The organism is Streptomyces sp. NPDC056479, assembly GCF_042795335.1.
In the GTDB taxonomy this organism is placed as follows: Bacteria; Actinomycetota; Actinomycetes; order Streptomycetales; family Streptomycetaceae; genus Streptomyces.
The window spans coordinates 91,560-114,056 of sequence record NZ_JBHTRZ010000006.1; the positions used below are offsets into that span (position 1 = coordinate 91,560).

20 protein-coding genes and 1 riboswitch are annotated in these 22,497 nt (G+C 69.9%); of the genes, 4 read left to right on the top strand and 16 right to left on the bottom strand.

What is annotated here, in order from left to right; translation table 11 throughout:
* The first annotated feature begins 184 nt into the window (after positions 1 to 184).
* Complete coding sequence (locus tag ACFQ6S_RS23850) at positions 185 to 955, top strand: ABC transporter ATP-binding protein (protein WP_383413211.1); 771 nt, start codon at positions 185 to 187, stop codon at positions 953 to 955.
* Complete coding sequence (locus tag ACFQ6S_RS23855) at positions 955 to 3,486, top strand: ABC transporter permease (protein WP_383413214.1); 2,532 nt, start codon at positions 955 to 957, stop codon at positions 3,484 to 3,486. Before ACFQ6S_RS23850 ends, ACFQ6S_RS23855 begins: the two co-directional genes overlap by 1 nt.
* Positions 3,487 to 3,570: 84 nt before the next feature.
* Here ACFQ6S_RS23855 and ACFQ6S_RS23860 read toward each other — a convergent pair whose 3' ends face one another.
* On the bottom strand, positions 3,571 to 4,881 hold the full coding sequence (locus ACFQ6S_RS23860; protein ID WP_383413217.1) for a class I SAM-dependent methyltransferase: 1,311 nt from the start codon (positions 4,879 to 4,881) through the stop codon (positions 3,571 to 3,573).
* Between the two features lie 217 nt (positions 4,882 to 5,098).
* The gene (locus ACFQ6S_RS23865) at positions 5,099 to 6,478 is read right to left on the bottom strand and encodes an NAD(P)/FAD-dependent oxidoreductase (RefSeq protein ID WP_383413220.1); all 1,380 of its coding nucleotides are present in this window, start codon (positions 6,476 to 6,478) and stop codon (positions 5,099 to 5,101) included.
* A gap of 546 nt (positions 6,479 to 7,024) precedes the next feature.
* On the opposite strand from ACFQ6S_RS23865, the gene ACFQ6S_RS23870 reads away from it, so the two are divergent.
* Positions 7,025 to 7,264 (top strand): hypothetical protein, encoded by a 240-nt coding sequence (locus ACFQ6S_RS23870; protein WP_383413223.1) that lies wholly within the window; start codon positions 7,025 to 7,027, stop codon positions 7,262 to 7,264.
* A gap of 80 nt (positions 7,265 to 7,344) precedes the next feature.
* Here the strand turns inward: ACFQ6S_RS23870 and ACFQ6S_RS23875 are convergent, their stop codons facing one another.
* The 13 genes from ACFQ6S_RS23875 to ACFQ6S_RS23935 form a co-directional block, all read right to left on the bottom strand.
* A complete protein-coding gene (locus ACFQ6S_RS23875; protein ID WP_383413226.1) occupies positions 7,345 to 8,316 on the bottom strand; it encodes an exopolyphosphatase in 972 nt (323 codons plus the stop codon).
* Positions 8,317 to 8,437: 121 nt separating this feature from the next.
* The gene (locus ACFQ6S_RS23880; RefSeq protein ID WP_383413228.1) at positions 8,438 to 8,956 is read right to left on the bottom strand and encodes a DUF501 domain-containing protein; all 519 of its coding nucleotides are present in this window, start codon (positions 8,954 to 8,956) and stop codon (positions 8,438 to 8,440) included.
* 58 nt (positions 8,957 to 9,014) lie between these two features.
* Positions 9,015 to 9,491: a septum formation initiator family protein gene (locus ACFQ6S_RS23885; protein WP_383413231.1), complete on the bottom strand. Its 477-nt coding sequence runs from the start codon at positions 9,489 to 9,491 to the stop codon at positions 9,015 to 9,017.
* A gap of 111 nt (positions 9,492 to 9,602) precedes the next feature.
* Entirely contained in the window at positions 9,603 to 10,889 is a 1,287-nt protein-coding gene (gene eno, locus ACFQ6S_RS23890; protein WP_125529664.1) for a phosphopyruvate hydratase, read from the bottom strand.
* Positions 10,890 to 11,267: 378 nt separating this feature from the next.
* The gene (locus ACFQ6S_RS23895) at positions 11,268 to 11,957 is read right to left on the bottom strand and encodes a transglycosylase family protein (protein WP_383413235.1); all 690 of its coding nucleotides are present in this window, start codon (positions 11,955 to 11,957) and stop codon (positions 11,268 to 11,270) included.
* A gap of 4 nt (positions 11,958 to 11,961) precedes the next feature.
* A riboswitch (cyclic di-AMP (ydaO/yuaA leader) is annotated at positions 11,962 to 12,161 on the bottom strand.
* 209 nt (positions 12,162 to 12,370) lie between these two features.
* Entirely contained in the window at positions 12,371 to 13,405 is a 1,035-nt protein-coding gene (locus ACFQ6S_RS23900) for a transglycosylase family protein (RefSeq protein WP_383413237.1), read from the bottom strand.
* 166 nt (positions 13,406 to 13,571) lie between these two features.
* Positions 13,572 to 14,852 (bottom strand): cytochrome P450, encoded by a 1,281-nt coding sequence (locus ACFQ6S_RS23905; protein ID WP_383413240.1) that lies wholly within the window; start codon positions 14,850 to 14,852, stop codon positions 13,572 to 13,574.
* A 148-nt stretch (positions 14,853 to 15,000) separates the two neighbouring features.
* Positions 15,001 to 15,984 carry a nucleoside triphosphate pyrophosphohydrolase gene (locus tag ACFQ6S_RS23910; RefSeq protein WP_383413243.1) on the bottom strand — a complete coding sequence of 328 codons (984 nt, stop codon included), beginning with the start codon at positions 15,982 to 15,984 and terminating at the stop codon, positions 15,001 to 15,003.
* 70 nt (positions 15,985 to 16,054) lie between these two features.
* Positions 16,055 to 16,699, bottom strand: a complete 645-nt coding sequence (locus ACFQ6S_RS23915; RefSeq protein WP_383413246.1) for a SurA N-terminal domain-containing protein — start codon at positions 16,697 to 16,699, stop codon at positions 16,055 to 16,057.
* Between the two features lie 249 nt (positions 16,700 to 16,948).
* Positions 16,949 to 18,442, bottom strand: a complete 1,494-nt coding sequence (locus ACFQ6S_RS23920; RefSeq protein WP_383414516.1) for a protein kinase — start codon at positions 18,440 to 18,442, stop codon at positions 16,949 to 16,951.
* 38 nt (positions 18,443 to 18,480) lie between these two features.
* Positions 18,481 to 19,113: a hypothetical protein gene (locus ACFQ6S_RS23925; RefSeq protein WP_383413249.1), complete on the bottom strand. Its 633-nt coding sequence runs from the start codon at positions 19,111 to 19,113 to the stop codon at positions 18,481 to 18,483.
* A 239-nt stretch (positions 19,114 to 19,352) separates the two neighbouring features.
* The gene (locus ACFQ6S_RS23930) at positions 19,353 to 20,096 is read right to left on the bottom strand and encodes an N-acetyltransferase (protein WP_383413251.1); all 744 of its coding nucleotides are present in this window, start codon (positions 20,094 to 20,096) and stop codon (positions 19,353 to 19,355) included.
* Positions 20,097 to 20,175: 79 nt separating this feature from the next.
* Positions 20,176 to 20,943, bottom strand: a complete 768-nt coding sequence (locus ACFQ6S_RS23935) for an HNH endonuclease family protein (protein ID WP_383414519.1) — start codon at positions 20,941 to 20,943, stop codon at positions 20,176 to 20,178.
* Positions 20,944 to 21,189: 246 nt separating this feature from the next.
* On the opposite strand from ACFQ6S_RS23935, the gene ACFQ6S_RS23940 reads away from it, so the two are divergent.
* Positions 21,190 to 21,372, top strand: coding sequence for an Rv0909 family putative TA system antitoxin (locus ACFQ6S_RS23940; RefSeq protein WP_383413254.1), 183 nt, complete (start codon positions 21,190 to 21,192; stop codon positions 21,370 to 21,372).
* A gap of 243 nt (positions 21,373 to 21,615) precedes the next feature.
* Here the strand turns inward: ACFQ6S_RS23940 and ACFQ6S_RS23945 are convergent, their stop codons facing one another.
* Entirely contained in the window at positions 21,616 to 22,497 is an 882-nt protein-coding gene (locus tag ACFQ6S_RS23945; RefSeq protein WP_383413257.1) for a hypothetical protein, read from the bottom strand.

Genomic DNA, 22,497 nt, shown 5'->3' on the forward strand with positions numbered 1-22,497 from the left:
ACCTGTTCCCGATGCGAACGACTGTCAGGGGTCCTCGTCATCCTCAGGTATGACACAGCCGCCCCCGGTCCATCCGCAGTCTGCCTTCGGAACCAGAACAGGGACGGACTACACGGCGATCCTCGGCCGGGACGATGGATACGTCCTTCGAACACACCGCCGTCCCTTCAGGAGCGTTCTTCTCGTGACCACCGCATCCATCGCCGGCCGGGCCACCACCGTGGCCGCGCGCGCCACGGATCTGTCGAAGATCTACGGACAGGGCGAGACCCAGGTGGTCGCCCTGGACCGGGTCTCCGTCGAATTCCGGCAGGCCGAGTTCACCGCGATCATGGGCCCCTCCGGCTCCGGCAAGTCCACGCTGATGCACTGTGTGGCGGGTCTGGACACCTTCTCCTCCGGTTCGGTGCGCCTGGGCGACACCGAGCTCGGCTCCCTGAAGGACAAGCAGCTCACCAAGTTGCGCCGGGACAAGATCGGCTTCATCTTCCAGGCCTTCAACCTGCTGCCCACGCTGACCGCCCTGGAGAACATCACCCTCCCGATGGACATCGCGGGCCGTAAGCCGGACAAGCAGTGGGTGGACTCGGTGATCCGGATGGTCGGTCTCGCCGACCGGCTGAGCCACCGCCCCGCCCAGCTCTCCGGCGGCCAGCAGCAGCGCGTCGCCGTGGCCCGCGCGCTCGCCTCCCGGCCCGAGATCATCTTCGGCGACGAGCCGACCGGAAACCTGGACTCGCGCTCGGGCGCCGAGGTGCTGGGCTTCCTTCGCAACTCCGTACGGGAGATGGGTCAGACGGTCGTGATGGTGACCCACGACCCGGTGGCCGCGGCGTACGCGGACCGCGTGGTGTTCCTCGCGGACGGACGGATCGTCGACGAGATGTACCGGCCGACCGCGGACAACGTCCTCGACTTCATGAAGCAGTTCGACGCGAAGGGCCGCACCAGCTGATGTTCCGCACCGCCCTGCGCAACGTACTCGCGCACAAGGCCCGGCTGTTGATGACCGTGCTCGCCGTGATGCTCGGCGTCGCGTTCGTCTCCGGCACCCTGGTCTTCGCCGACACCCTCTCCAACGCCTTCCGCAACCAGTCGGCGAAGAGCTACGACGACGTCGCCGTCTCCGTCACCTCGTACGCCAACCCCGACGACGCCAAGGAAGAGCCCGGCCTCTCCGGGAAGACCCTCGACAAGATCAGCGCCGTGGACGGCGTCGCCGGCGCGTACGGCCGCGTCGAGGGCTTCGCCGGGGTCGCCGACCCCGACGGGAAGCTGATCGGCGTCGGCTGGTCCAACAAGGGCTCCAACTTCGCCCCCGGCAAGGACGGCAAGGACACCGCCTACACGTTCACCGACGGCTCCGGCCCGGTGAAGGACGATCAGATCGCCCTGGACAAGGAGTCCGCGACCAAGGGCGAGTACCAGGTCGGCGACCGGGTCCGGGTCGCGACCAACGGACCGGTGAAGGAGTACACCCTCAGCGGTGTGTTCACCACCGAGGACGGCGCCGTGAACGCCGGCGGCAGCCTCGTCCTGTTCGACACCGCGGTCGCCCAGAAGCAGTACCTCAAGCCGGGCTACTTCGAGAGCGTCACCGTCACCGCCGCCCCCGGCGCCGACGACGCGAAGATCCTGGACGCGGTCAAGCCGCTGCTGCCGGACGCCGCCGAGGCCCAGACCGGCAAGGCGCTCGCGGACGAGCAGGCCGAACAGATCGAACAGGGCATGGGCAATCTCAAGCAGATCCTGCTCGGCTTCGCGGGCATCGCGCTGTTCGTCGGGATCTTCCTGATCTCCAACACCTTCACGATGCTGGTCGCCCAGCGCACGAAGGAGATCGCCCTGATGCGTGCCGTCGGTGCGTCGCGCAAGCAGATCACCCGCTCGGTGCTCGCCGAGGCCGCGGTGGTGGGCCTGGTCGCCTCGGTGATCGGTTTTGTGCTCGGCATCGGGCTCGCGGTCGGTCTGCGGTCCGGGATGGCCGCGTTCGAGATGAAGATCCCGGACGGTCCGCTGATCCTGTCCGCCACGCCGGTGCTCGCCGCGGTCGGCGTCGGTGTGCTGATCACGATGTTCGCCGCCTGGCTGCCCGGCCGCAGGGCCGCGAAGATCCCGCCGGTGGCGGCCATGAACAGCGTCCACGCGGTGGCCACCACCAAGTCGCTGGTGCTGCGCAACTCCATCGGCGCGGCCATCACCGCCCTCGGCGCGGTCGGGATCGTGCTGGGTGCCTCCTCCGGCGGCGACGACGGCCGGATGCTCATCGGGGCGGGCGCGTTCTTCGCGCTGATCGGTGTGATCATCCTGATCCCGCTGCTGTCCCGGCCCGTGATCGCGCTCGTCCGTCCGCTGCTCGTCGGCCCCTTCGGGGTGGCGGGCAAGCTGGCCGGCCAGAACGCGGTCCGCAATCCGCGCCGTACCGGCGCCACCGCCTCGGCGCTGGCGATCGGTCTGACGCTGGTGACCGGCCTGTCGGTGCTCGGTATCACGGTCGGTACGGCCATCGACAAGATGACCACGGACAACATCAAGGCCGACTACATGGTCTCGATGGCCAACGGCGGCGACCTCGACCAGTCCGCGCTGACGGCGCTGGAGAAGGCCAAGGGCGTCTCGGCGGTCTCGCCGCAGCAGGACGCCTACCTCCAGGTCAACGACGACTACGTCTCCGCCTCCGCGGTCACCCCGGGCGACATTCAGCGGGTCCTGAACGTCGACGTCGTCAGCGGCAGCGTCGACTCGCTCGCCAAGGGCCAGATCGCGGTCGCCGAGAAGACGGCCAAGAGCAAGGGCTGGAAGCCCGGTGAGACCGTCCCCGTCACCTTCGGCGACGAGAAGAAGGGCACGCTGACGGTCGGCGCCGTCTACAAGGACAGCGAGTTCCTCTCCCCCGTCCTCGTCGACCGGAAGATCGTGAACCAGCACGAGGCGAAGCCGTACATCCGGCAGATCTTCGTGAAGGTGGACGGCGGCCAGACCTCGGCGAACGAGCAGGTCCTCGTCGACGCGCTGGGCGACAACCCCGCGATCACGGTCATGGACCGGCAGGACATCCGCAACGAGTTCGGCGGCGCCATCAACACGCTGCTGAACATCATGTACGGCCTGCTGGCGATGGCCCTGATCATCGCGGTGCTCGGCGTCGTCAACACCCTCGCGATGTCGGTCTTCGAACGGCAGCAGGAGATCGGCATGCTGCGCGCGATCGGTCTCGACCGGCGCCGGGTGAAGCGGATGGTCCGGCTGGAGGCCGTGGTCATCTCGGTGTTCGGCGCGGTGGTCGGCATCGGTCTCGGCTCGTTCCTCGGCTGGGCGATCGGCGAGACCTTCGCGGACCAGATCCCGGGCTACGCGCTGGTCCTGCCCTGGGACCGGATCGGGATCTTCCTGGTGCTGGCCGGTCTGGTGGGCGTCCTGGCCGCGCTGTGGCCGGCCCGCAACGCCGCGAGGCTGAACATGCTGAACGCGATCAAGGCCGAGTGACCACGCTCTGCACGACGCTCTGACACGCCGAAGGGCCGGGTTTCCCCACCACGGGGGAGCCCGGCCCTTCCGCCTGTGTCCGGATCAACGGCGCTCGGGCTCACCCCAGTTGCGGGCCCGCAGCGGCATCCCGGAGTCACCGGAATCGGGTGTTCTGACGGCCAGCACCTGGTTGACGCCGATGCGGTTGCGCTCGAAGGACACCGCGCAGGCGGCCATGTACAGCCGCCAGACGCGGGCGCGCCCGATGCTGCTGAGCCTGACCGCGCGGGCCCACTCGGCCTCCAGGTTGGCGACCCAGCGGCGCAGCGTCAGGGCGTAGTGCTCCCGGATCGACTCGACGTCGCGCACCTCGAAGCCGGCGAGTTCGAGCCGGTCGACGGTGGCCCCGATGGGCTGGAGCTCGCCGTCGGGGAACACATAGGCGTCGATGAACTCGTCGACCTCGTACGACGATTCGTCGCGCTGCGGCCGCCGCCCGATCTGGTGGTTGAGCAGCCGTCCGCCGGGCTTCAGGAGCCGGTGCAGCACATCGGCGTACTCCAGATACCGCTCCCCGCCGACGTGTTCGGCCATGCCGATGGAGGAGATGGCGTCGTAGGGCCCGTCGCCGACGTCCCGGTAGTCCTGGACGCGGATCTCCACCTTGTCGGTGAGCCCCTGGTCGGCGACGCGCTTGCGGGCGTACGCCGCCTGCTCCTGGGAGAGGGTGATGCCGACGACGCTCACGCCGTGGTCACGGGCCGCGTGAATGGCCATGGAACCCCAGCCGCAGCCGACGTCGAGCAGTCGCTGACCGGGTCTCAGATCCAGCTTGCGGCAGATGAGGTCGAGCTTGTCGCGCTGGGCGTCCTCGAGGTTGCCCTCCGGCGGCGGGGCCGGCCAGTAGGCGCAGGAGTACACCATGGACGGCCCGAGGACGATCTCGTAGAAGTCGTTGCCGACGTCGTAGTGGTGGCTGATGGCGCGCTTGTCGGTGCGCTTGGTGTGCAGATGACCGGGCCGGCGCACCTCCTCGGGCGGCGGCGCGGGCGGCAGCGGCAGTCCGCCGAGCTTGACGAGGCCGCGCACGGCGGCGCGCACCTCGGGGTCCCGGAGCGCCTGAGCGAGGCTCCGGGCGTCCTCCCCCCGCTCCCACACGAGCCCCGCGAGCAGATCGAGGGCGGTGTAGAGATCCCCCTCGATGTCGACGTCCCCGGCGACCCAGGCGCGGGCCAGCCCCAGCTCACCGGGCTTCCACAACAACCGCCGTACGGCACGGCGGTTGCGTACGACAAGAGTCGGGGCGCCGGGCGGACCCGCCTGCGAACCGTCCCAGGCGCGGATGCGCACCGGGAGCGGGACCCCCAGCAACTGTTCGACGAGGCTTCTCAGCCGCACCGCGGCGTCGGCCATGGCGCACACCTCCGTGACAACGATCCCGGAATGTCCAACACCACGTAAACACCTGCGGGGCGCCCGCGCAGTCCCCCACGCGCGTTACAAGCGGGCAAAATAGCTGCAGCGGCCAAGCAGGGTCCGCCCGGCCGGCCGGTGGTTCCGGGAACGCCGAAGGACCTCCCGCACCACGGATGGCGGGAGGTCCTTCGGATCGTTCAGCGACCGGAGCCGGTCAGGAGGCCTTCGCCTCGGTCTTCTCCGCCTTGGGCGCCGCGGGCATCGGCTTGGCGGCCTCGTAGAACTCCTCGCGCGGGTGCTCCATCGCGCCGAGGGAGACGACCTCGCGCTTGAGGAACATGCCGAGGGTCCAGTCGGCGAAGACACGGACCTTGCGGTTCCAGGTCGGCATCGCCATGCCGTGGTAGCCACGGTGCATGTACCAGGCGAGACGGCCCTTGAGCTTGATCTTCATCTTGCCCATGACGATCATCGCCACGCCCTTGTGGAGGCCGAGACCGGCCACCGCGCCCTTGTTGGCGTGCGAGTAGTCCTTCTGCGGGAAGCCCCGCATACCGGAGATCACGTTGTCGCCGAGGGCGCGGGCCTGACGCAGCGCGTGCTGCGCGTTCGGCGGGCACCAGGCGTTCTCGTTGCCCGCCTTGCGGCCGACGAGGTCCGGGACCTGGGCGTTGTCGCCGGCGGCCCAGATGTAGTCGGTGCCCTTGACCTGGAGCGTGGGCTCGCAGTCGACGTGACCGCGCGGGCCCAGCGGCAGGCCGTAGCGGGCGAGGGCCGGGTTCGGCTTGACGCCGGCGGTCCACACGATCGTGTTGGAGTCGACCTCGAGACCGTTCTTCAGCACCACGTGGCCGTCGACACAGGAGTCCATGGAAGTGGAGAGGTAGACCTCGACCCCGCGGGCCTCCAGGTGCTCCTTGCCGTACTGGCCGAGCTTGGGGCCGACCTCGGGCAGGATCTTGTCGGCGGCGTCGACGAGGATGAACCGCATGTCCTCGCGGGAGACGTTGGTGTAGTACTTGGCCGCGTCGCGGGCCATGTCCTCGACCTCACCGATGGTCTCGGCACCGGCGAAGCCGCCGCCGATGAAGACGAAGGTGAGCGCCTTGCGGCGGATCTCGTCGTCGGTGGTGGAGTCGGCCTTGTCGAGCTGCTCGAGGACGTGGTTGCGCAGGCCGATGGCCTCCTCGATGCCCTTCATACCGATGCCCTGCTCGGCGAGGCCGGGGATCGGGAAGGTGCGGGAGACCGCGCCGAGCGCGATCACCAGGTAGTCGAAGGGCAGCTCGTACGCCTCGCCGACCAGCGGCGCGATCGTGGCGACCTTGCGGTCCTGGTCGATGGTGGTGACCCGGCCGGTGAGGACCTCCGCCTTGGGCAGCACGCGTCGCAGCGGGACGACGACGTGGCGCGGGGAGATGCTGCCGGCGGCGGTTTCGGGGAGGAAGGGCTGGTAGGTCATGTACGACCGGGGGTCGACAACCGTGACGGTCGCCTCTCCGTAGCGCATCTTCTTGAGAATGCGCCGAGCTGCGTACAGGCCTACGTACCCACCGCCTACTACGAGGATCCTGGGACGCTCCGTGGTGCTCATGCCATCGAGTATCCACCCGCCTCAGGGGGGTCGCTCGTGCGCCCCTTCACAAGCTCTTGCAGGGGTTGTGCTACCATCCCCGGCCCGAGTGACACAGCTCATGGTCAAGTTGAGGAACCGGCGTGCGGTACGACCCGTTGTCAATGCCGCGTGAGCTGCCCCTCCTGGTCGCCGGGCTCCCTGTGAGGGGGCTGGAACGCCCTCCGCCGCGACGCTCCCGAAGCTTCTTTACACCGGCCATCTGAACATGTTCAAGGGCCCGTTCACCCCTCGGAAGGGTCAACCGACACCGATCAGTGCTCCGACAGGGCCGAATTCCTTGTGAAGAACTTCACGAACTTTCTTGAGCGCGTCACTTCGAGCGGGCTCCGACGGGCCTGAAAGACCCCTCAAGGGCGCTCATACGCTAACCGCACCGCTCAGCCGATGGCTACCGGCTGGTAGTAAACGAGACGCGAACCACCCCGCCGAGGCGATCTGAGGCACCGTCACCCGGTCGGTCACACTCCACGCGAAAATGATCGAACGGCCACATAACGTGCAGCCATGATCACCTCACAGAAGGCCCCCAAGCGGGCCGGCAAGCGAATAGCCTCGGTCGGCGTTGCCCTCGGCATCGCCCTGACGGCGGGGGTGGCCACGGCCGCGTCCGCGGCGGCCATCCCCGTCCACGCACCCGCCAAGGCCACGGTCGTACAGGCCAGTTCCGACCACGGCCACGGCCACGGCCACGGCGATGACGACGACGACGGGTGCAGCGGCCTCATCGTCCTCCTCTGCAACTGATCCACCGCCCGCACGGGCTCGCACGACGGCCCCGGTCCCTCCCCACGAGGCACCGGGGCCGCTCCGCGCCACCGCGCGTGTCACTGGCCGCGCTTGGCGATCTCCGCGTCCTCCGCCACCTTGAAGGCGATGCCGTCGAGGATGTCGTGCTCGCTGACGACGACCTCCTCGGCGCCGATCCGCTCCATGATCGCGAGCAGCACCAGCGCGCCGGCCGCGATGACGTCGACCCGCCCCGGGTGCATGGAGGGCACGGCCGCGCGCTCGGCGTGGGTGGAGCGCAGCAGCCAGCCGGTGATCTCACGGACCCGGTTGGCGGCGATCCGGGAGTGATGGATGCGGGTCGAGTCGTACTCGGGCAGATCCTGGGCGATGGCCGACACCGTGGTGACCGAGCCGGCCAGCCCCACCAGCGTCCTGGCCTCGCGCAGCGGCACGGTCTCCTCGGCGAGGTCGAGAGCCGCCTCGATGTCGGCCCGTATGGCCGCGACCTGCTCCTCGGACGGAGGGTCGGAGACCACACCGTCCCGCACGAGATGCCGCTCGGTCATCCGCACACAGCCGACGTCGACGGACCGCGCCGCGCGCACATGCTCCTCGCCGACGACGAACTCGGTCGAACCTCCGCCGATGTCCACGACGAGGTAGGGCCGATGCAGGTCCTCACGCCCCGTCAGCTCCTTCGTCGCGCCCGTGAAGGAGAACTCGGCCTCCTGGTCCCCGGTGATGACCTCGGGCTCGACGCCCAGGATGTCCATCACCCCGCGCACGAACTCGTCCCGGTTCTCGGCGTCCCGGGAGGCGGACGTGGCCACGAAGCGGAGCCGCTCGGCACCGTGCTCCTTGATGATCGCCGCGTAGTCACGGCAGGCGGCGAAGGTCCGCTCCAGCGCCTCCGGAGCGAGCCGCCCCGTGCGGTCGACGCCCTGGCCGAGCCGCACGATGGTCATACGGCGGTCCAGGTCGACGAGTTCACCGGTGACAGGGTCGACGTCGGCGACGAGGAGCCGGATGGAGTTCGTACCGCAGTCGATGGCGGCGACGCGGGTCATGGGTGCCCTTCTGACGTACGGGATATTTTCAACACCGGTCCGCATCTTTCAGCCCGTCCGGCGTTCGAGGACGAGGCCCGTCCAGGGCCGATGCGGGGGTCCAGGGGCGGCGGGGGCGAGATCACTCGGCCGGAACGACGCACGGCCCCTTCCGCCACCACTCCGGCAGCATCGCGATGGCCTCGTCCCCCAGCGGATTCACCCCGGGCCCGGCCGCCAGCGAGTGCGCGACCAGCACATGCAGACACTTCACCCGGTCCGGCATACCGCCCGCGCTCGGAAACCCGGTCAGCTCCTCGATCTCGTCCCGGCGCCGGATGTAGTCCTCGTGCGCGGAGCGATACGCGGCGGCCAGCTCCGGATCCGTCTCCAGCCGAGCGGTCATCTCCTTCATCACGCCCTCGGCCTCCAGCGTCCCGATCGCCGACGATGCCTTCGGGCACGTCAGGTAGTACAGCGTCGGGAAGGGCGTGCCGTCGGGCAGCCGAGGGGCCGTCTCGACGACGTCCGGCTGCCCGCACGGGCACCGGTGCGCGATCGCGCGCAGCCCGCGCGGGGGCCGCCCGAGCTGCTGCTTGAAGGCCTCGACGTCCGCGTCGGTGGGCTCGGTGCGCGGGGTGGGCGGCGGGGGCGTTTCCATGCCTGTCTTTCTATCGGTTCTCGCCGGCGATCTCAGGACCGGTCCGGGCGATCGGTTCTCACTGGGCGGCGGCGTCGGCCTTGTCGACCCCGTCCCAGATGTTCGCGTACCAGGGGCGGTCGGCCGCGCTCTGGTCGGTCCGCGACTTCTTCACCGCGTCCGGGTCGACCACGATGTAGCCGGTCTCCCCGGGCATCACATAGTGCAGCCGCTGCCGGATCTGCTGCTCGGCGTACGCGTCGTCCTGCCAGCGTGCCTTGATGTCACGCAGCTGCTCGACGCGCTGGGCGGCCTCCTCCTGCTGCCGCTGCTGATCGGCGATCTCGGCGCGCTGGGAGACGTACTGCCTTATGGGGTAGGCCAGTGCCACGACGAGGGAGCAGACCACCAGCGCGAGCAGCGCGGCGCGTCCGGTGAGCCGGGAGCGCCGGGCCTGCCGCTTGGTCTGGGAGCGGTAGACACGGGCCGCGGTCTGCTCGCCGAGCAACCGGATCCTGGTCGCGGTGGAGAAACGGTCCCGGTCCTTGACGGCCATCGGCTCTCCGCCTCCCCTTTCACGTGCGTACGTCCCCGCACACGGTACGGGACCGAGTACGGGGACGTACGTACGACTGGCTAAGCCTTACCCAGGTGGGGTCAGCCGGGCTCAGCCCTTGAAGCGCGGGAAGGCGCTGCGGCCGGCGTACACCGCGGCGTCGTCGAGGATCTCCTCGATGCGCAGCAGCTGGTTGTACTTCGCGACGCGCTCGGAACGGGCCGGGGCGCCGGTCTTGATCTGGCCGCAGTTGGTGGCGACGGCCAGGTCGGCGATGGTGACGTCCTCGGTCTCACCGGAGCGGTGGGACATCATGCACTTGAAGCCGCTGCGCTGGGCGAGCTCCACGGCGTCGAGGGTCTCGGTGAGCGAACCGATCTGGTTCACCTTCACGAGCAGCGCGTTGGCGGCGCCGTCGTCGATGCCGCGGGCCAGGCGCTCCGGGTTGGTGACGAACAGGTCGTCGCCGACGATCTGCACCTTGTCGCCGAGCTTGTCGGTGAGGACCTTCCAGCCGGCCCAGTCGTCCTCGAAGAGCGGGTCCTCGATGGAGACGAGCGGGTAGGCCGCCACGAGCTCCTCGTAGTACTCCGTCATCTCGGCGGCGGAGCGCTCCTTGCCCTCGAAGAGGTACTTGCCGTCCTTGTAGAACTCGGAGGCGGCGACGTCGAGCGCGAGGGCGATCTGCTCGCCGGGGGCGTAACCGGCTTCCTTGATGGCCTCGAGGATGAGGTCGAGGGCCTCGCGGTTGGAGCCGAGGTTCGGGGCGAAGCCGCCCTCGTCGCCGAGGCCGGTGGACAGGCCGCGGCTCTTCAGCACCTTCTTGAGGGTGTGGTAGACCTCGGTGCCCCAGCGCAGGGCCTCGGAGAAGGACTCCGCGCCGATCGGGGCGATCATGAACTCCTGGATGTCGACGTTGGAGTCCGCGTGGGATCCACCGTTGAGGATGTTCATCATCGGGACGGGGAGCAGGTGCGCGTTCGGGCCACCGAGGTAGCGGAACAGCGGGAGGTCGGAGGCCTCGGAGGCGGCGTGCGCGACGGCGAGCGAGACGCCGAGGATGGCGTTGGCGCCGAGCGAGCCCTTGTTGTCGGTGGCGTCCAGGTCGAACATCGCCTGGTCGATCAGGCGCTGCTCGGTGGCGTCGTAGCCGACCAGCTCCGGGCCGATCTGCTCGATGACGGCGAGGACGGCCTTCTCGACGCCCTTGCCCTGGTAGCGGTTGGGGTCACCGTCGCGGAGCTCGATGGCCTCGAAGGCGCCCGTGGAGGCGCCGGACGGGACGGCGGCACGACCCGTGCTGCCGTCGTCGAGGCCGACCTCGACCTCGACCGTGGGGTTGCCTCGGGAGTCCAGGATTTCCCGGGCTACGACGACGTCGATGGACGGCACGAGCATCTCCTTCTTCGGATGTGACGCGGGTACGCAGACCGCGGTGGGTACTGCGAGACGAGCCTAACCGGCTCCGGGCGTTCGGCCAGCGGTCGACCGCCCCGTGGACAGAACCGAGAGTAAATTGTTTCCGAACGGAACAAAAACGATCCGCGCTCGGCCCCGTGTCCGGACCCGCGCTCGGACCCGCGCTCGGACCCGCACAAGAAAGAGCCCCGCCCCGGTGCGTACGGGGGAAAACGCACCGAGGCGGGGAGTTCGTGGGGACGGGGGTGGCCCTCACGACGCCTTCACTATGAGGTCCACGGATGTGAAGGCGCTGTGGTTCAGCTGTCGGCCGCGTAGTACCGCGGGCCGCCGGATGTCGCGGCCCGCCGCGCCGGCTTACTTCAGGTGCAGCTGCTGACCCGGGTAGATCAGGTTCGCGTCCTCGACGATGTCCTTGTTCAGCTTGAAGAGGTTCTCCCAGCCGCCCTTGACGTTCTTCTTCTCGGCGATCGAGCTGAGGGTGTCGCCCTTGACGACCTTGTACTCGCCGTCACCCTTCTTGACCTTCTTGCCGGTCGGGGTGGTGACGGTCTTGGTGCTCTTCTTGGCGGCCGGGCGGTCGGCGGAGCGGGAGGCCGACTGCTGCTCGGAGGAGCGGGTGGTGGTCTCGCTGCTCTGCGAGGAACCACTGGCGGAGGAGCCGTTGTAGGCGGCGCTCGACAGGCCGGTGCCGCAGTTCGGCCAGGCACCCTTGCCCTGGCCCGCGAGGACCTTCTCGCCTATCTCGATCTGCTGGGCCTTGGTGGCCTGGTCGGCGGTGGAGGCGTACTGGGTACCGCCGTACGCGGCCCAGGTGGAGGCGGAGAACTGCAGACCGCCGTAGTAGCCGTTGCCGGTGTTGATCGACCAGTTGCCGCCGGCCTCGCACTGGGCGACGGCGTCCCACTCGGAGGCGGTGGCGGCCGAGGCGCTGCCGGCGGCCATCAGCGGGGCGGCGACGGCGGCGGCACCGGTGACGCCGACGACGGCGATGGCGCGAGCGGCCTTGGACGGACGACGGTGCTTGCCCTTGCTGGAAAACAGCATGGTTGGATCCCCTCACCGACGCCTACGAGGTGAGCTGTCGGGTTCGGGCCGGTTGAGTTGCCCGGCCGCGCACGTTCGCCTCTCGGCTCCCGCTGCGCGACTTCACCCCGAGCCGGTTCCGGCCGTGCGGCCCCGAAGGACCTCAACTGCCGGACCCGGCGCAAACCTTGGGTCCCCCGCTCCTGCCTACGGCGCTTGACGCGACGACTGTTCCCGTACGGCCGCCGGCAGGATTCGGCGTGACGGCTGTCGGGGCTCGCACTGGTGGCGAGCGGTCATGACCGTAGACACGCGAATCGGGGAATTACAAAGACGATCAGGGCTTCTGAGATCTATCTCTCACTGCTTTCAAAACGGACATTACATGGCGAAACGTGACGCGAACTGCCGCTGTTTTTCGCCCTGTTCGACCATTATTCGGCAGGGACGTCCAGGGTCTGACCGGCGAAGATGTGGTTCGCGTCGGCGCCGATGGCCTTCTTGTTCGCGTCATACAGCGCGCGCCACCCGCCCTCGAGCTCAAGGGAGTCGGCGATGGAGGCGAGAGTGTCGCCGGGGCGGACGCTGTACGAGGCGTGGCGACCGGAGGACTTGACGGCGCCCTCGACGGCGGCGCTCTCGTCGGCGCTGGGGCCGCGATGACGCCCGGAGCCGGCCGCCGCGTCGTCGATCGACCCGGTGTCGACAAGGCTCCAGGAGCCCGCATCCTGCTCAGAGTTGTCCTGATTGTCGCTCTTGGGGGTCTCTATGGGAGAGCTGTCCGGCGACTGTGAGGCTTCCGAGTCGGGTGACGCATCGGACTTCGCAGACTTGTCGGCCGAAGCGGACGATGAGGGCGAAGACGAGGAATTATCGGGCGATTCGGACGAAGCGTCGGATGAGTCGCTCGGCGAGTTCGAGGCATCGCCGGACGAGGCCGACGCGCCGGAGGACTCGGAATCACTCGATGAATCAGATGAACCCGACGAGCTGGACGAGCTGGACGACTTGGGCGAATCGAGCAATCCGGAGGATCCGGACACCTCGGAGGGCGAGTCCTCCGCCACCCCGGTGTCGAGGTCGACCGAGCCGGACGCCTTGGTGAGCCCGTTGAGCACCGCACAGGTGCCCCAGGGGCTGGTCCCCCGGTCCGCCAGGACGTCCTGCGCCACGGCGATCTGCTGCGAGCGGCTGGCCAGGTCGGGGGTGGAGGCGTAGTCGAGGCCGCCGAACTTCTCCCAGTCGTCCTGGGTCAACTGGAGTCCGCCGTACCGCCCGTTGCCGGTGTCGGCGCTCCAGGAGCCGCCGCTCTCGCACTCGGCGACCTTGTCCCACACATTGCCGTCGGCCGCGCTGGCGCCCGAGGCACCGAGGAGCGGGATGGCGATGGCGGAACCGGTCACCCCGGCCGCGACGAGAAGAGCCGGAGCCTGACGAGGGCGACGGTGACGACCGTTCCCGGAGAGCATGCGGGCGCCTTTCACGAGACAGCAGTGACTGTGGCGCGTGAAACCTGGGCGCCTTGTTGATCCGTGAACGTATAGGCAGACGATCACTTGTCACAAGTTAATGCCGCGTAGATCACGTGAAGATCACAGACTTGAGCGCATGTCACGTTCGCGAGGGCGGACAGACTCACCCAAGCGGGGTGAACTCCACCGGAAGAGTGCGCAGTCCGCGCATGATCAGTCCGCCGCGCCATCTCAACTCCCCCGGATCCGCCGCGAGTCGGAGGTCCGGGAGGCGGGTGAGGAGCGTGCCGAGGGCGGTCTGGCCCTCCAGACGGGCGAGCGGGGCGCCGAGGCAGTAGTGGATGCCGTGGCCGTAACCGAGGTGCTGGTTGTCACGGCGGCCCAGGTCCAGGACGTCCGGGTGGCCGAACCGCGCCGGGTCGCGGTCGGCGGCGGCCAGGACGACGAGGACGGCGTCGCCGGCCGCGATCTGCTGCCCGCCGATGGTGAGCGGCTCGGTGGCGAACCGCCAGGTGGCGAGCTCGACGGGGCCGTCGTAGCGCAGGAGTTCCTCGACGCCGGTCTCGAGGAGGGCGGTGTCGTGGGCGGCCAGGGAGGACTGGAGACGGGCGCGCTGCTCGGGGTGGGTGAGCAGGGCGTAGGTGCCGTTGCCGATGAGATTGACGGTTGTCTCGAAACCGGCGAACAGCAGGATGAAGGCCATGGCCGCGGCCTCGTTCTCGGTGAGGTGCTCACCGTGGTCGGAGGCGCGGATCAGGCCCGAGATGAGGTCCTCCCCGGGGTCGGGGGTGGCGGGGAGTGCCTCGCGCTTGCGGTGGATGAGGTCGGCCAGATACCCGCGCATCTTCTTCACCGACCGCGCGACCCCGCCCCTCGGGCCGCCCTGGTGCCGGATCATCATGCCCGCCCAGTCCCGGAAGTCGTCCTGGTCCTCGCGGGGGACGCCGAGCAGGTCGCAGATGGCGTAGATGGGGAGCGGGAAGGCGAACTCATGGATCAGGTCGGCACTCCCTTTCCGCGCGAACTGGTCGATGAGGTGGTCCGTGAGCTCCTGCACCCGGGGGGCGAACTCGGCGACCCTGCGGGGCGTGAAGGCCTTGGAGACGAGCCGGCGGAGCCTGGTGTGGTCCGGCGGGTCGATGTTGAGCAGATGCGTCATCAGCTCGGCCTTGCGTTCCCCCGGGATACCGGTCTTGCCCTTGGCGTGCGCGGGCTCGTCATGGTGAGCCGGGTTCTTGGAGAGCCGGGGGTCGGCGAGGGTCTGCTTGGCGTCGGCGTACCGGGTGACCAGCCAGGCCTCCACCCCGCTGGGCAGCCGGGTCCGGTGCACGGGGGCGTGCTCACGGAGCCAGGCGTACGCGGGGTAGGGGTCGGTGGCGAACTCCCAGGTGAAGAGCTCGGGGGCCGCGGGGGTGGGGGTCGGGGGGTGGGGCTGGTTGGTCACTCCTTGACGGTAGCTGGCGGGTTGGGGGATTTGCCGAGGGGGCGGGAAGCGGGGGCCGTCTGGGGGGAGTGCGAAGGCGAGGGGGCCGGGAAACGAGGGTTCTGCTGAGGGCGCGGGGAAGCGGGGAGTCCGGCGAGGGCGGGGGACGCTACTGGGCGCCGAGGCCTTCAACGGCTCGCACCGCGTCCCGGTAGGCGCGTGCCGCCACCCGCAGGGCCGCCTCCGGGTCCACCCCGGCCGCCTCCGCTCTGACCGCCATCGCCAGCAGCTCGTACCCGAGGCCCTCGCCCGTCGGCAGCGGCACCTCAAGGCCCGCCGTCCGCACCCGGGACGCCAGCTTCGCCGCGAGGGCGAGTCCCGGCTGGCCGAGGGGGATGCCCTCCGTCACCGACTCGCGCTGCTTCTCCACCGCCTTGGTGCGCAGCCAGTGCTCCTTGACCTCCTCGGGGGTCGTCGCCGTCTCGTCGCCGAAGACATGGGGGTGGCGGTGGATGAGCTTGGTGACGATGCCGCCGGCCACGTCGTCGATGGAGAAGGGGGCCTCCGGGTCCTCCTCCGCTATACGGGCGTGGAAGACGACCTGGAGGAGGACATCGCCCAGTTCCTCGCGGAGTTCGTCGCGGTCGCCGTCCTCGATCGCCTCGACGAGTTCGTAGGCCTCCTCGATGCCGTACTTCGCCAGGCCCTTGTGGGTCTGCTGGGAGGACCACGGGCACTCGGTGCGGATGCGGTCCATGACCTGGACGAGGTCGAGGAGACGGGCGCCGGGCAGGTCGTAGGAGGCAGGGAGCAGTTCCAGGTCCGGCATCTGGACGCGGCCGGTGCCGGCGAGGCGGGCGAGGCCGTCGGTGAGTGCGGGCTCGCCCTCTCCGGTCGCCACGACCACGGCCGTGCGGCCGCCGGCGCACGCCTCGATCAGGTCCTGGGCGGTCGGGGCGGCCTCGTCGACGCTGATCCCGGCCTCGCGCAGATACGGCAGCTGCGGATGCGCGCCGTCCGCGCACAGCACACGGTCGGCGGAGTGCAGCACCTGCCACGCGGGCCAGGACAGCAGGCCGGGGGCGACGCGGTGGCTGGTGGTGAGCAGGACGATGCGGCCGGGGGCGGCGGCTTCGGGACTGGTTGCGTTCACGATCCGAACGTAACCCAAGCGACCGACGACCCCCGGAGTTATCCACAGGCCGGGCGGGACAGCCCGGCGGTCACATCGTCTGCGGCGTCCCCGCCGCCGTCACCTCGCGCACCCACGGCGTCTTGGCGTCGGCCCGGCTGCTCTTCTGGACGTCCCAGGTGCCGTAGCGCGGGTTGAGGTCGATGTCGAGCCTCTTGGACGCCTCGGCCAGCGCGTTCCAGAAGGCGGGCTTGCCGGTGTCGGTGCCGAGGCTGGTGGCGAGTTTCTGGGCCTCGAGCTGGAGGCGCAGGTTCTCGTCGAGGCGCTGCGGCGGGATGCCGTACTGCTGGAGCCAGGCGGCTTCCAGGGCCTTGGCGCCGCCGACCTGGTCCTCCAGTTCGCCGCGCATCCCCTGGATCTCCTTGCGGGTGACGCTCACGCCCGCGTCCTGAGCGGCCTCGTGCAGGACCTCGTCGAGGACCATGTTGTGCAGGACGTCGCGCGGGAGGCTGCCGGACTTGGCGATGACCTGCGCGTACGCGGCCTCGTCCGGCACGGCCGCGCGCTGTGCCGCGCGGACCTCGCTCACCCTGTTCTCCAGCTGCGAGACGGTGATCCGCTGGCCGCCGACGACGGCGGCCGCACCGGGGTGCGCGTCGGATCCGCAAGCGGTGAGCAGGGGCGCCGCGACGATCACGGCGGAGAGCAGGAGCGCGGTACGACGGCGGCGGTGCAAGGAGACCTCCCGAGGAGAGCTTGTGCGACGGTGCACAAAGTCTTGCGGTGATCGATGGTAGGCAGTGGGCAGGCTCTGGCCAACCCATTGGACCAACGATTCACCAGGACTTCGGGCACCGCCGCACCTCGCCGTACGGGGGTCAGCCCCTGATGGCCAACGGTCCGTCCCAGGCGTCGCGGTCCACGGTGATCGTGCAGCCGCTCCGAGCCGCAGTAGCCGCTGCGGTACGTCCTGGCGCGCGGTGCGCTAGCCGCGCACCTGCCCCAGCCACTGCAGGGTCCGCCTTACCTCCGCAGCGACCGGGTGGCCGGGGCCGTGCCTGCGCTCCACGTCGATCAGCAGGCGGGCCAGGGTGTCGTGGGCGGCGGGCCGGTCGCCCAGCGCGAGCAGGAGGTGGCCGATGCGGCGGCGGACGTCGTGGGCGAGCTCGGGGTCGCCGGAGACGTACTGGTTCTCGTAGTACGGCAGCAGCGCGCGGTACTGGGCGAGCGCGGCCGCCGGATCGCCGAGCTGTTCCAGGCACTGGGCCACGTCGAAGCGGAAGCGCAGGGCCTGTGGGTCGGCCTGGCCGGCCTCGGCGGCGCGTTCGTCGGCGAGACGGCGCAGTTCGGGCAGCGCACGCCGGTACTGACCGTCGTCCATGAGCGTGGCCGCGTACTGCTTGCGCAGGGTGCGCACGACCGGGGAGTGCTCACCGTGCTGCTCGGCGGCGGTGGGCAGGATCGCGCCGAGGATGTCGACGGCCTGGGTGATACGGCCCTCGCCGAGGAGGCGCTTGACCTCGTCGACGGCCCGCGCGACACCGGTCTTCTCGATGTCGGACGGGATCGGGGTGGCGGGAGCGGGCTGGGGCGCCGGGGTGCGGGCGCGGTCCGGCCAGGGGGCGTGCGGGCGCAGGAAGGGGCGGGTGGGGTCGCGGGGCTCTCCGGTGGGCATGCCGCGCGCGGGCAGGAGCGGCGCCAGGTCCTCATACACCTCCTGAGCGGATGCCGGGCGATGTTGCGGGTCCTTGGCGAGCAGGCGCAGCACCAGCGCTTCGAGCGCCTCCGGGACCTCGGGGCGGACCCGGCGCACGGGCACCGGGGGCTCGTACAGATGCCGGTGCAGCACGCCGAGCGCCGTCGAACCCGAGAACGGCACGTCTCCGCTGAGGAGTTCGTGCAGCAGTACGCCGAGTGCGTACAGGTCGGTGTACGGGCCGACCGCGCCGCCCATCGCCTGCTCGGGGGCCATGTAGGCGGGCGAGCCGATGGGGGTGCCGGTGTGGGTGAGGCGGGTGGTGTCGGCGTCCATGACGGAGGCGACGCCGAGGTCGAGGACGGTGACCGTGCCGTCCTGCTTCACCATCAGGTTGCGCGGCTTGAGGTCGCGATGAACGATCGGCACGGCGTGCACGGCGCTCAGTACGGCGCACAGTTGCCCGGCGATCGCGACCGCCCACTGCCAGGGGTACTGCTCGCGCTCGGCCAGATGAGCGGCGAGGTCGACACCGTCGACGTACTGCATGACGAGGAACAGTTCCTCGCCCTCGCTGCCGGCGTCGTGCACCGTGACGAGCCCGGGGTGGTCGACCTGCGCGGTGACCCGGCACTCACGCTCGAACCGCCGGCGCAGCTCGCCCGCCTCCTGCCCGGCCACCTTGTCCGGGCGCAGCAGCTTCACCGCCACCCGCCGGTCGAGTCGCTGGTCGTAGGCCGTCCAGACCTGTCCCATGCCGCCCTGTCCGATGAGCGTGGACAGTTCATAGCGGCCGGCGACGACGCGTCCTGTCGCCACGGTCACCTTCCGCCCTCGTGGTTGCCGTCCTGCCGCCCGTCGTGCTTGCGCAGGTAGTCACTGAGCTCGTCGAGCTCGGCACGCACCTGGTCGATACGCGCGGGCGCGGGCCGCTGCGGGGGCGGCGGGACCGGCGTGCGGGGCGCCGGCGTCTGGGGTATCGGCGTCTGAGATATCGGTGTCTGGGGCATCGACGGCGACTGCGGCACCGTGGTGCTGGAGTACGGCGACCGGGACTGCGGATAGCCGTAGGACTGGGTCGGGGGCCGCTGCGCGGGGTAGCCGGCGAAGCGGAGCTGGTGGAAGTGGCGTATGTCCGCGGACAGGTAGTACGCGATCGAGGCCACCAGGCCGCCCAGAACGAGCGCGAGGCCCGTCCAGCCGCCCACGGTGTGGATCTCGTCCCCGGGCTCGGAACCCATCAGGTACAGACCGAGGAACTCCACCACGATCGACGCCGCGAACAGACACCAGTCGAGCGCCCTACGGGTCACGATGGCCAGGCGCAGCATCATCGTCCACATCAGCAGACCGAAGCTCAGCACCGAGATCACGACGAACACCACGCGCAGGAAGACCAGCCAACCGGTTGGCGGCGGCTGGTTCACCGGCTGCGTGTAGCCGTGGCCTTGCATGGCTGCTCCTGATGCCTGAAGTGGACCTGCGGGGCCGACCGACCCCGCCCGGTGCGGGGCAGGCAACCTCGGTCGTGCGATTGTCGCTTCGAGCGTATAGGCCGACACCGACATACGGTCACCGGTTGTACCGAACCGTTGTCGTGCTGATCACTTCGTAAGACGGCGCAGGTCGCGCGGAGGCTCGACTTCCGGGCCCATCGCGCGCGCCCGCCCCGACTCCGCCCGCCCCGGGCGGCTCAGATCGAGTGCCTCATCCACACATTGGGCTCGACGTACACCGCGTGGTTCCGTTCCGGTTCGCACCGCACGGGCACCAGCGCGCCGGGCACCTCGATCTCACCCGCGGTGTCGAAGGGCAGGCCGGTCCAGCCGCGCCACTGCTCCAGCGAACCGGCGATGGTCATCGAGGCCGGGGCGATGGAGTCGATGGTGGCACCGGCACGGGCGTGGACGCGCAGCCACGGGTCGTGGGGCAGACCGTCGGGGCGCACGCGGTGGGCGTACTCCTCGATGGGGGTGTGCGGTTCGAGGTGCTTGGCGTTGGGGCGGACCGGCGCGACGACCTCGCGGAAGCCGTGCGCGCGGGCGTTGTCGCGCATCGCGGAGAGCATCCGGGCGGACAGGCCGCCGCCCAGTGCGTGCGGGGAGATGACGACGGAGATGGCGCTGACCGTGTCGGGGCGGACTCCGGCCCGCAGGTCGGCGAAGGCCCACACCAGCACTTCGTCCCAGCCCCGGGCAGGCAGCCGCCCGCGTCCCTCGGCGTGCAGGGCGAACGGAACACTGAAGGCATGGGCGACGACCTCGCCCCGCTCGTCCTCCGCGAACAGCGCGTATTCCGGGAACTCGCGCGGGATCCGGCCGTAGTGGGCGTTGCCCACCGGATCGTGGACGACGAACTCCGGCCAGGTGTCCGGCATTTCCAGGACCGGGCCGAGCATCTCCGGGCGTTCGGCGAGGCTCGCCACCTTCAGTTCCATGCCGGCAACCGTAGGCTCGGGCCGCCCGCGCCGGAAAGCCGTTTTCGGCCCACGGCTCGGCTCCCGCCCGCGCGACGGGTCACCCCGCGCACTGGCGCAGCATCATCTCCTTGTCGGCGGTGGTCACGGGCAGGTCGTACTTCAGTGACACCTGGGCAAAGCGCACTACGTACGAGCAGCGGATCCGCTTGTTCGGGGGCAGCCAGGACGCGGGGCCGGAGTCGCCCTTGGAGCCGTTGGTCGGGCCGTCGACCGGGATGAGGTTGAGAGGGTCGTTGGCGATGTCCTGCCGCTTGCCCTTCGGCCACCGGGAGGCGCCCATCTGCCAGTCGTACGACAGCGGCATGACGTGGTCGATCTGTACGGTCGTGGCGCGGGACTTGGCCCACTCGATCGTCCGGGCGGTGTACGGGTCGTCCAGGGTCATGGACATCACGACGCAGTCGGAGCCGGAGCGGAAGCTGACGTCCTCGCCGTCGCGCTTGAGAAGGTCGTTTCGGGTGTCGCAGCCGTTGCGGGCGAACGGGATGCCGCCCGGGGCCGAGTCCATCCACGCGTAGCCGAACTTGTCCCGGTCGTAGCCCGTCTTGGGGCCACGGCCCTTCGTCGTCACCTTCTCGATGAGCGCCCGCGCCTCGGCCCGGTCGGCGTCCGAGGTGAGGGGCGCGAGCCCCGGTTTCGTGCCGTCGGGGTTGTCCAGTGGGCTCACGGCACGACCGGATCCGCCGGCCGGGACCGAGCCCGAGGGTTCGTCGTCCACCGGCAGATCGACGTTCTCGCAGCCCGCCAGTACCAGCACCATGCCGAGCATCGCCGCGGCGCTCGCCGCCCCGCCCCTCAGACGCATCACGATGCGTCCCTCCCCTTGCTGCCCGTTCCGCCCCGCACCGGCGGTCTTCCCTGGTACACCGTCGCGCACACGGTAGCGACCCGGCGCACCGCGGCATTCGGGAGGTCCAGGGAGGACGTCGCAGGCAGGGGTTCGAGGCAGAGGTCCCAGGCAGGAGGTTCAGACGAGAACGGGATCAATCGCGCATACCTCGTACCTCGGGCGTATCGTCGGTGATGAATCACCTCCGGAAGGAGCTCTTGGATGGGCATCTTCGACAAGTTCAAGAACCGCCACGCCCAGCAAAAGGCGCAGGACGCGTCCGACACCGCGGAGCGGAAGGTCAACGAGCGGACGGGCAACAAGTACGAGAGCCAGGTCGACGAAGCGCAGCGGCGGATGGAGCGCGAAGCCGGCATGGACCGGGACAGGCCCGAGCAGCCGTAAGGCCGCGGCCCGCGGAGGACCACGAGACCGGTCGGGCACGACCCCGACGCGAGGGCGGGCTGCAACGCCCTGCCTGCGCAGGCATCATGGCGAGGCTTTCATCGGGCCACCTCGAGAACAGAGGCCGTCCGCGGAGCTGCACCTCCTGCGGGCGGCTTCGCACCGACCGGTCGACGAACGTCGTTCACGACGCCCTGGTCACAACGAGCCGTTCAGTGCACGTCGTTCCAACGCGCCCGCCCCTCAGACCTTCCCGATCCCCAACGTCGTCTCCGATGGCATCAGCCCGGAGGACAGCACCGCGACCCAGAACTCGCCGAGCAGTTCCACGAGCCGGTCGGCCTCGTCCAGCGTGAGTGACTGCCAGGGCCCGGCAGCGAGTTGGTCGGTGCGCTCCTCGACGCTGCGGCGCAGTTCGCGGCCCGCCTCCGTGGCCGTACCGTCGACGTGAACCAGACCTCGGGCGACCAGGCGGTCGCGGGCGGACGCCCACTCCTCGGGGCTCCAGCCACGGCTTTCGAAGCGCTCGACGGATGCGGCGCCTATGGCCGCGAACGACACGAGCGACTCGACGGGGTCCAGGCCGGCCACCAGCAGGGCGGCTATGTGGCCGTCGCCCCGGTGTTCACGCAGCAGGGTCGCCGCCTGCCAGAGCTGGAGATGCGGAGCCTGGGGCCAGTCCAAGGCGGCGTTGGCCGCGGCGAGCGGGCGGCCCGCCGTGTTCGTCGCTTCGGCCGCACGGCGTGCGAGGGCCGCTGCCTCCGCCAGCTCCGGGCTGTCGATCCGGTCGGCGAATATCGCACGGTAGGCCCGGTCGACCCCGCGCATCCGCGCCGCCAACAGGGCCTCGGGGGTCGCGATCTTCCAAGCCGGGTCGATGTGTTCGGCGACCATGCGCGGGCTGAAGCTGTAGAAAGCGGACGCGACCTGCTCCGCGCTCACCGGCCCCAACGGCGCTGCCCGATAAGGGAAGTAGCTGGGCCAGCGCTCCTCAGTGGCGTATCCGATCGCGGCCGCCTCCTCGAAGGCCTCCGGCGCGTAGTACAGCACCGCGTGCAGCGGCTCCAGCAGGTGCCAGAGCTGACGTACACGACTCGACTCCAGACCGCCGTCCTGCTTCACCAT

Coding starts and splice junctions, on each gene's coding strand:
- ACFQ6S_RS23855 (WP_383413214.1), top strand. CDS start 955: ATGTTCCGCACCGCCCTGCGCAACGTACTCGCGCACAAGGCCCGGCTG.
- ACFQ6S_RS23860 (WP_383413217.1), bottom strand. CDS start 4,881: ATGGCCGACGCCGCGGTGCGGCTGAGAAGCCTCGTCGAACAGTTGCTG.
- ACFQ6S_RS23865 (WP_383413220.1), bottom strand. CDS start 6,478: ATGAGCACCACGGAGCGTCCCAGGATCCTCGTAGTAGGCGGTGGGTAC.
- ACFQ6S_RS23870 (WP_383413223.1), top strand. CDS start 7,025: ATGATCACCTCACAGAAGGCCCCCAAGCGGGCCGGCAAGCGAATAGCC.
- ACFQ6S_RS23875 (WP_383413226.1), bottom strand. CDS start 8,316: ATGACCCGCGTCGCCGCCATCGACTGCGGTACGAACTCCATCCGGCTC.
- ACFQ6S_RS23880 (WP_383413228.1), bottom strand. CDS start 8,956: ATGGAAACGCCCCCGCCGCCCACCCCGCGCACCGAGCCCACCGACGCG.
- ACFQ6S_RS23885 (WP_383413231.1), bottom strand. CDS start 9,491: ATGGCCGTCAAGGACCGGGACCGTTTCTCCACCGCGACCAGGATCCGG.
- eno (WP_125529664.1), bottom strand. CDS start 10,889: ATGCTCGTGCCGTCCATCGACGTCGTCGTAGCCCGGGAAATCCTGGAC.
- ACFQ6S_RS23895 (WP_383413235.1), bottom strand. CDS start 11,957: ATGCTGTTTTCCAGCAAGGGCAAGCACCGTCGTCCGTCCAAGGCCGCT.
- ACFQ6S_RS23900 (WP_383413237.1), bottom strand. CDS start 13,405: ATGCTCTCCGGGAACGGTCGTCACCGTCGCCCTCGTCAGGCTCCGGCT.
- ACFQ6S_RS23925 (WP_383413249.1), bottom strand. CDS start 19,113: ATGCAAGGCCACGGCTACACGCAGCCGGTGAACCAGCCGCCGCCAACC.
- ACFQ6S_RS23930 (WP_383413251.1), bottom strand. CDS start 20,096: ATGGAACTGAAGGTGGCGAGCCTCGCCGAACGCCCGGAGATGCTCGGC.
- ACFQ6S_RS23935 (WP_383414519.1), bottom strand. CDS start 20,943: ATGCGTCTGAGGGGCGGGGCGGCGAGCGCCGCGGCGATGCTCGGCATG.
- ACFQ6S_RS23940 (WP_383413254.1), top strand. CDS start 21,190: ATGGGCATCTTCGACAAGTTCAAGAACCGCCACGCCCAGCAAAAGGCG.
- ACFQ6S_RS23945 (WP_383413257.1), bottom strand. CDS start 22,497: ATGGTGAAGCAGGACGGCGGTCTGGAGTCGAGTCGTGTACGTCAGCTC.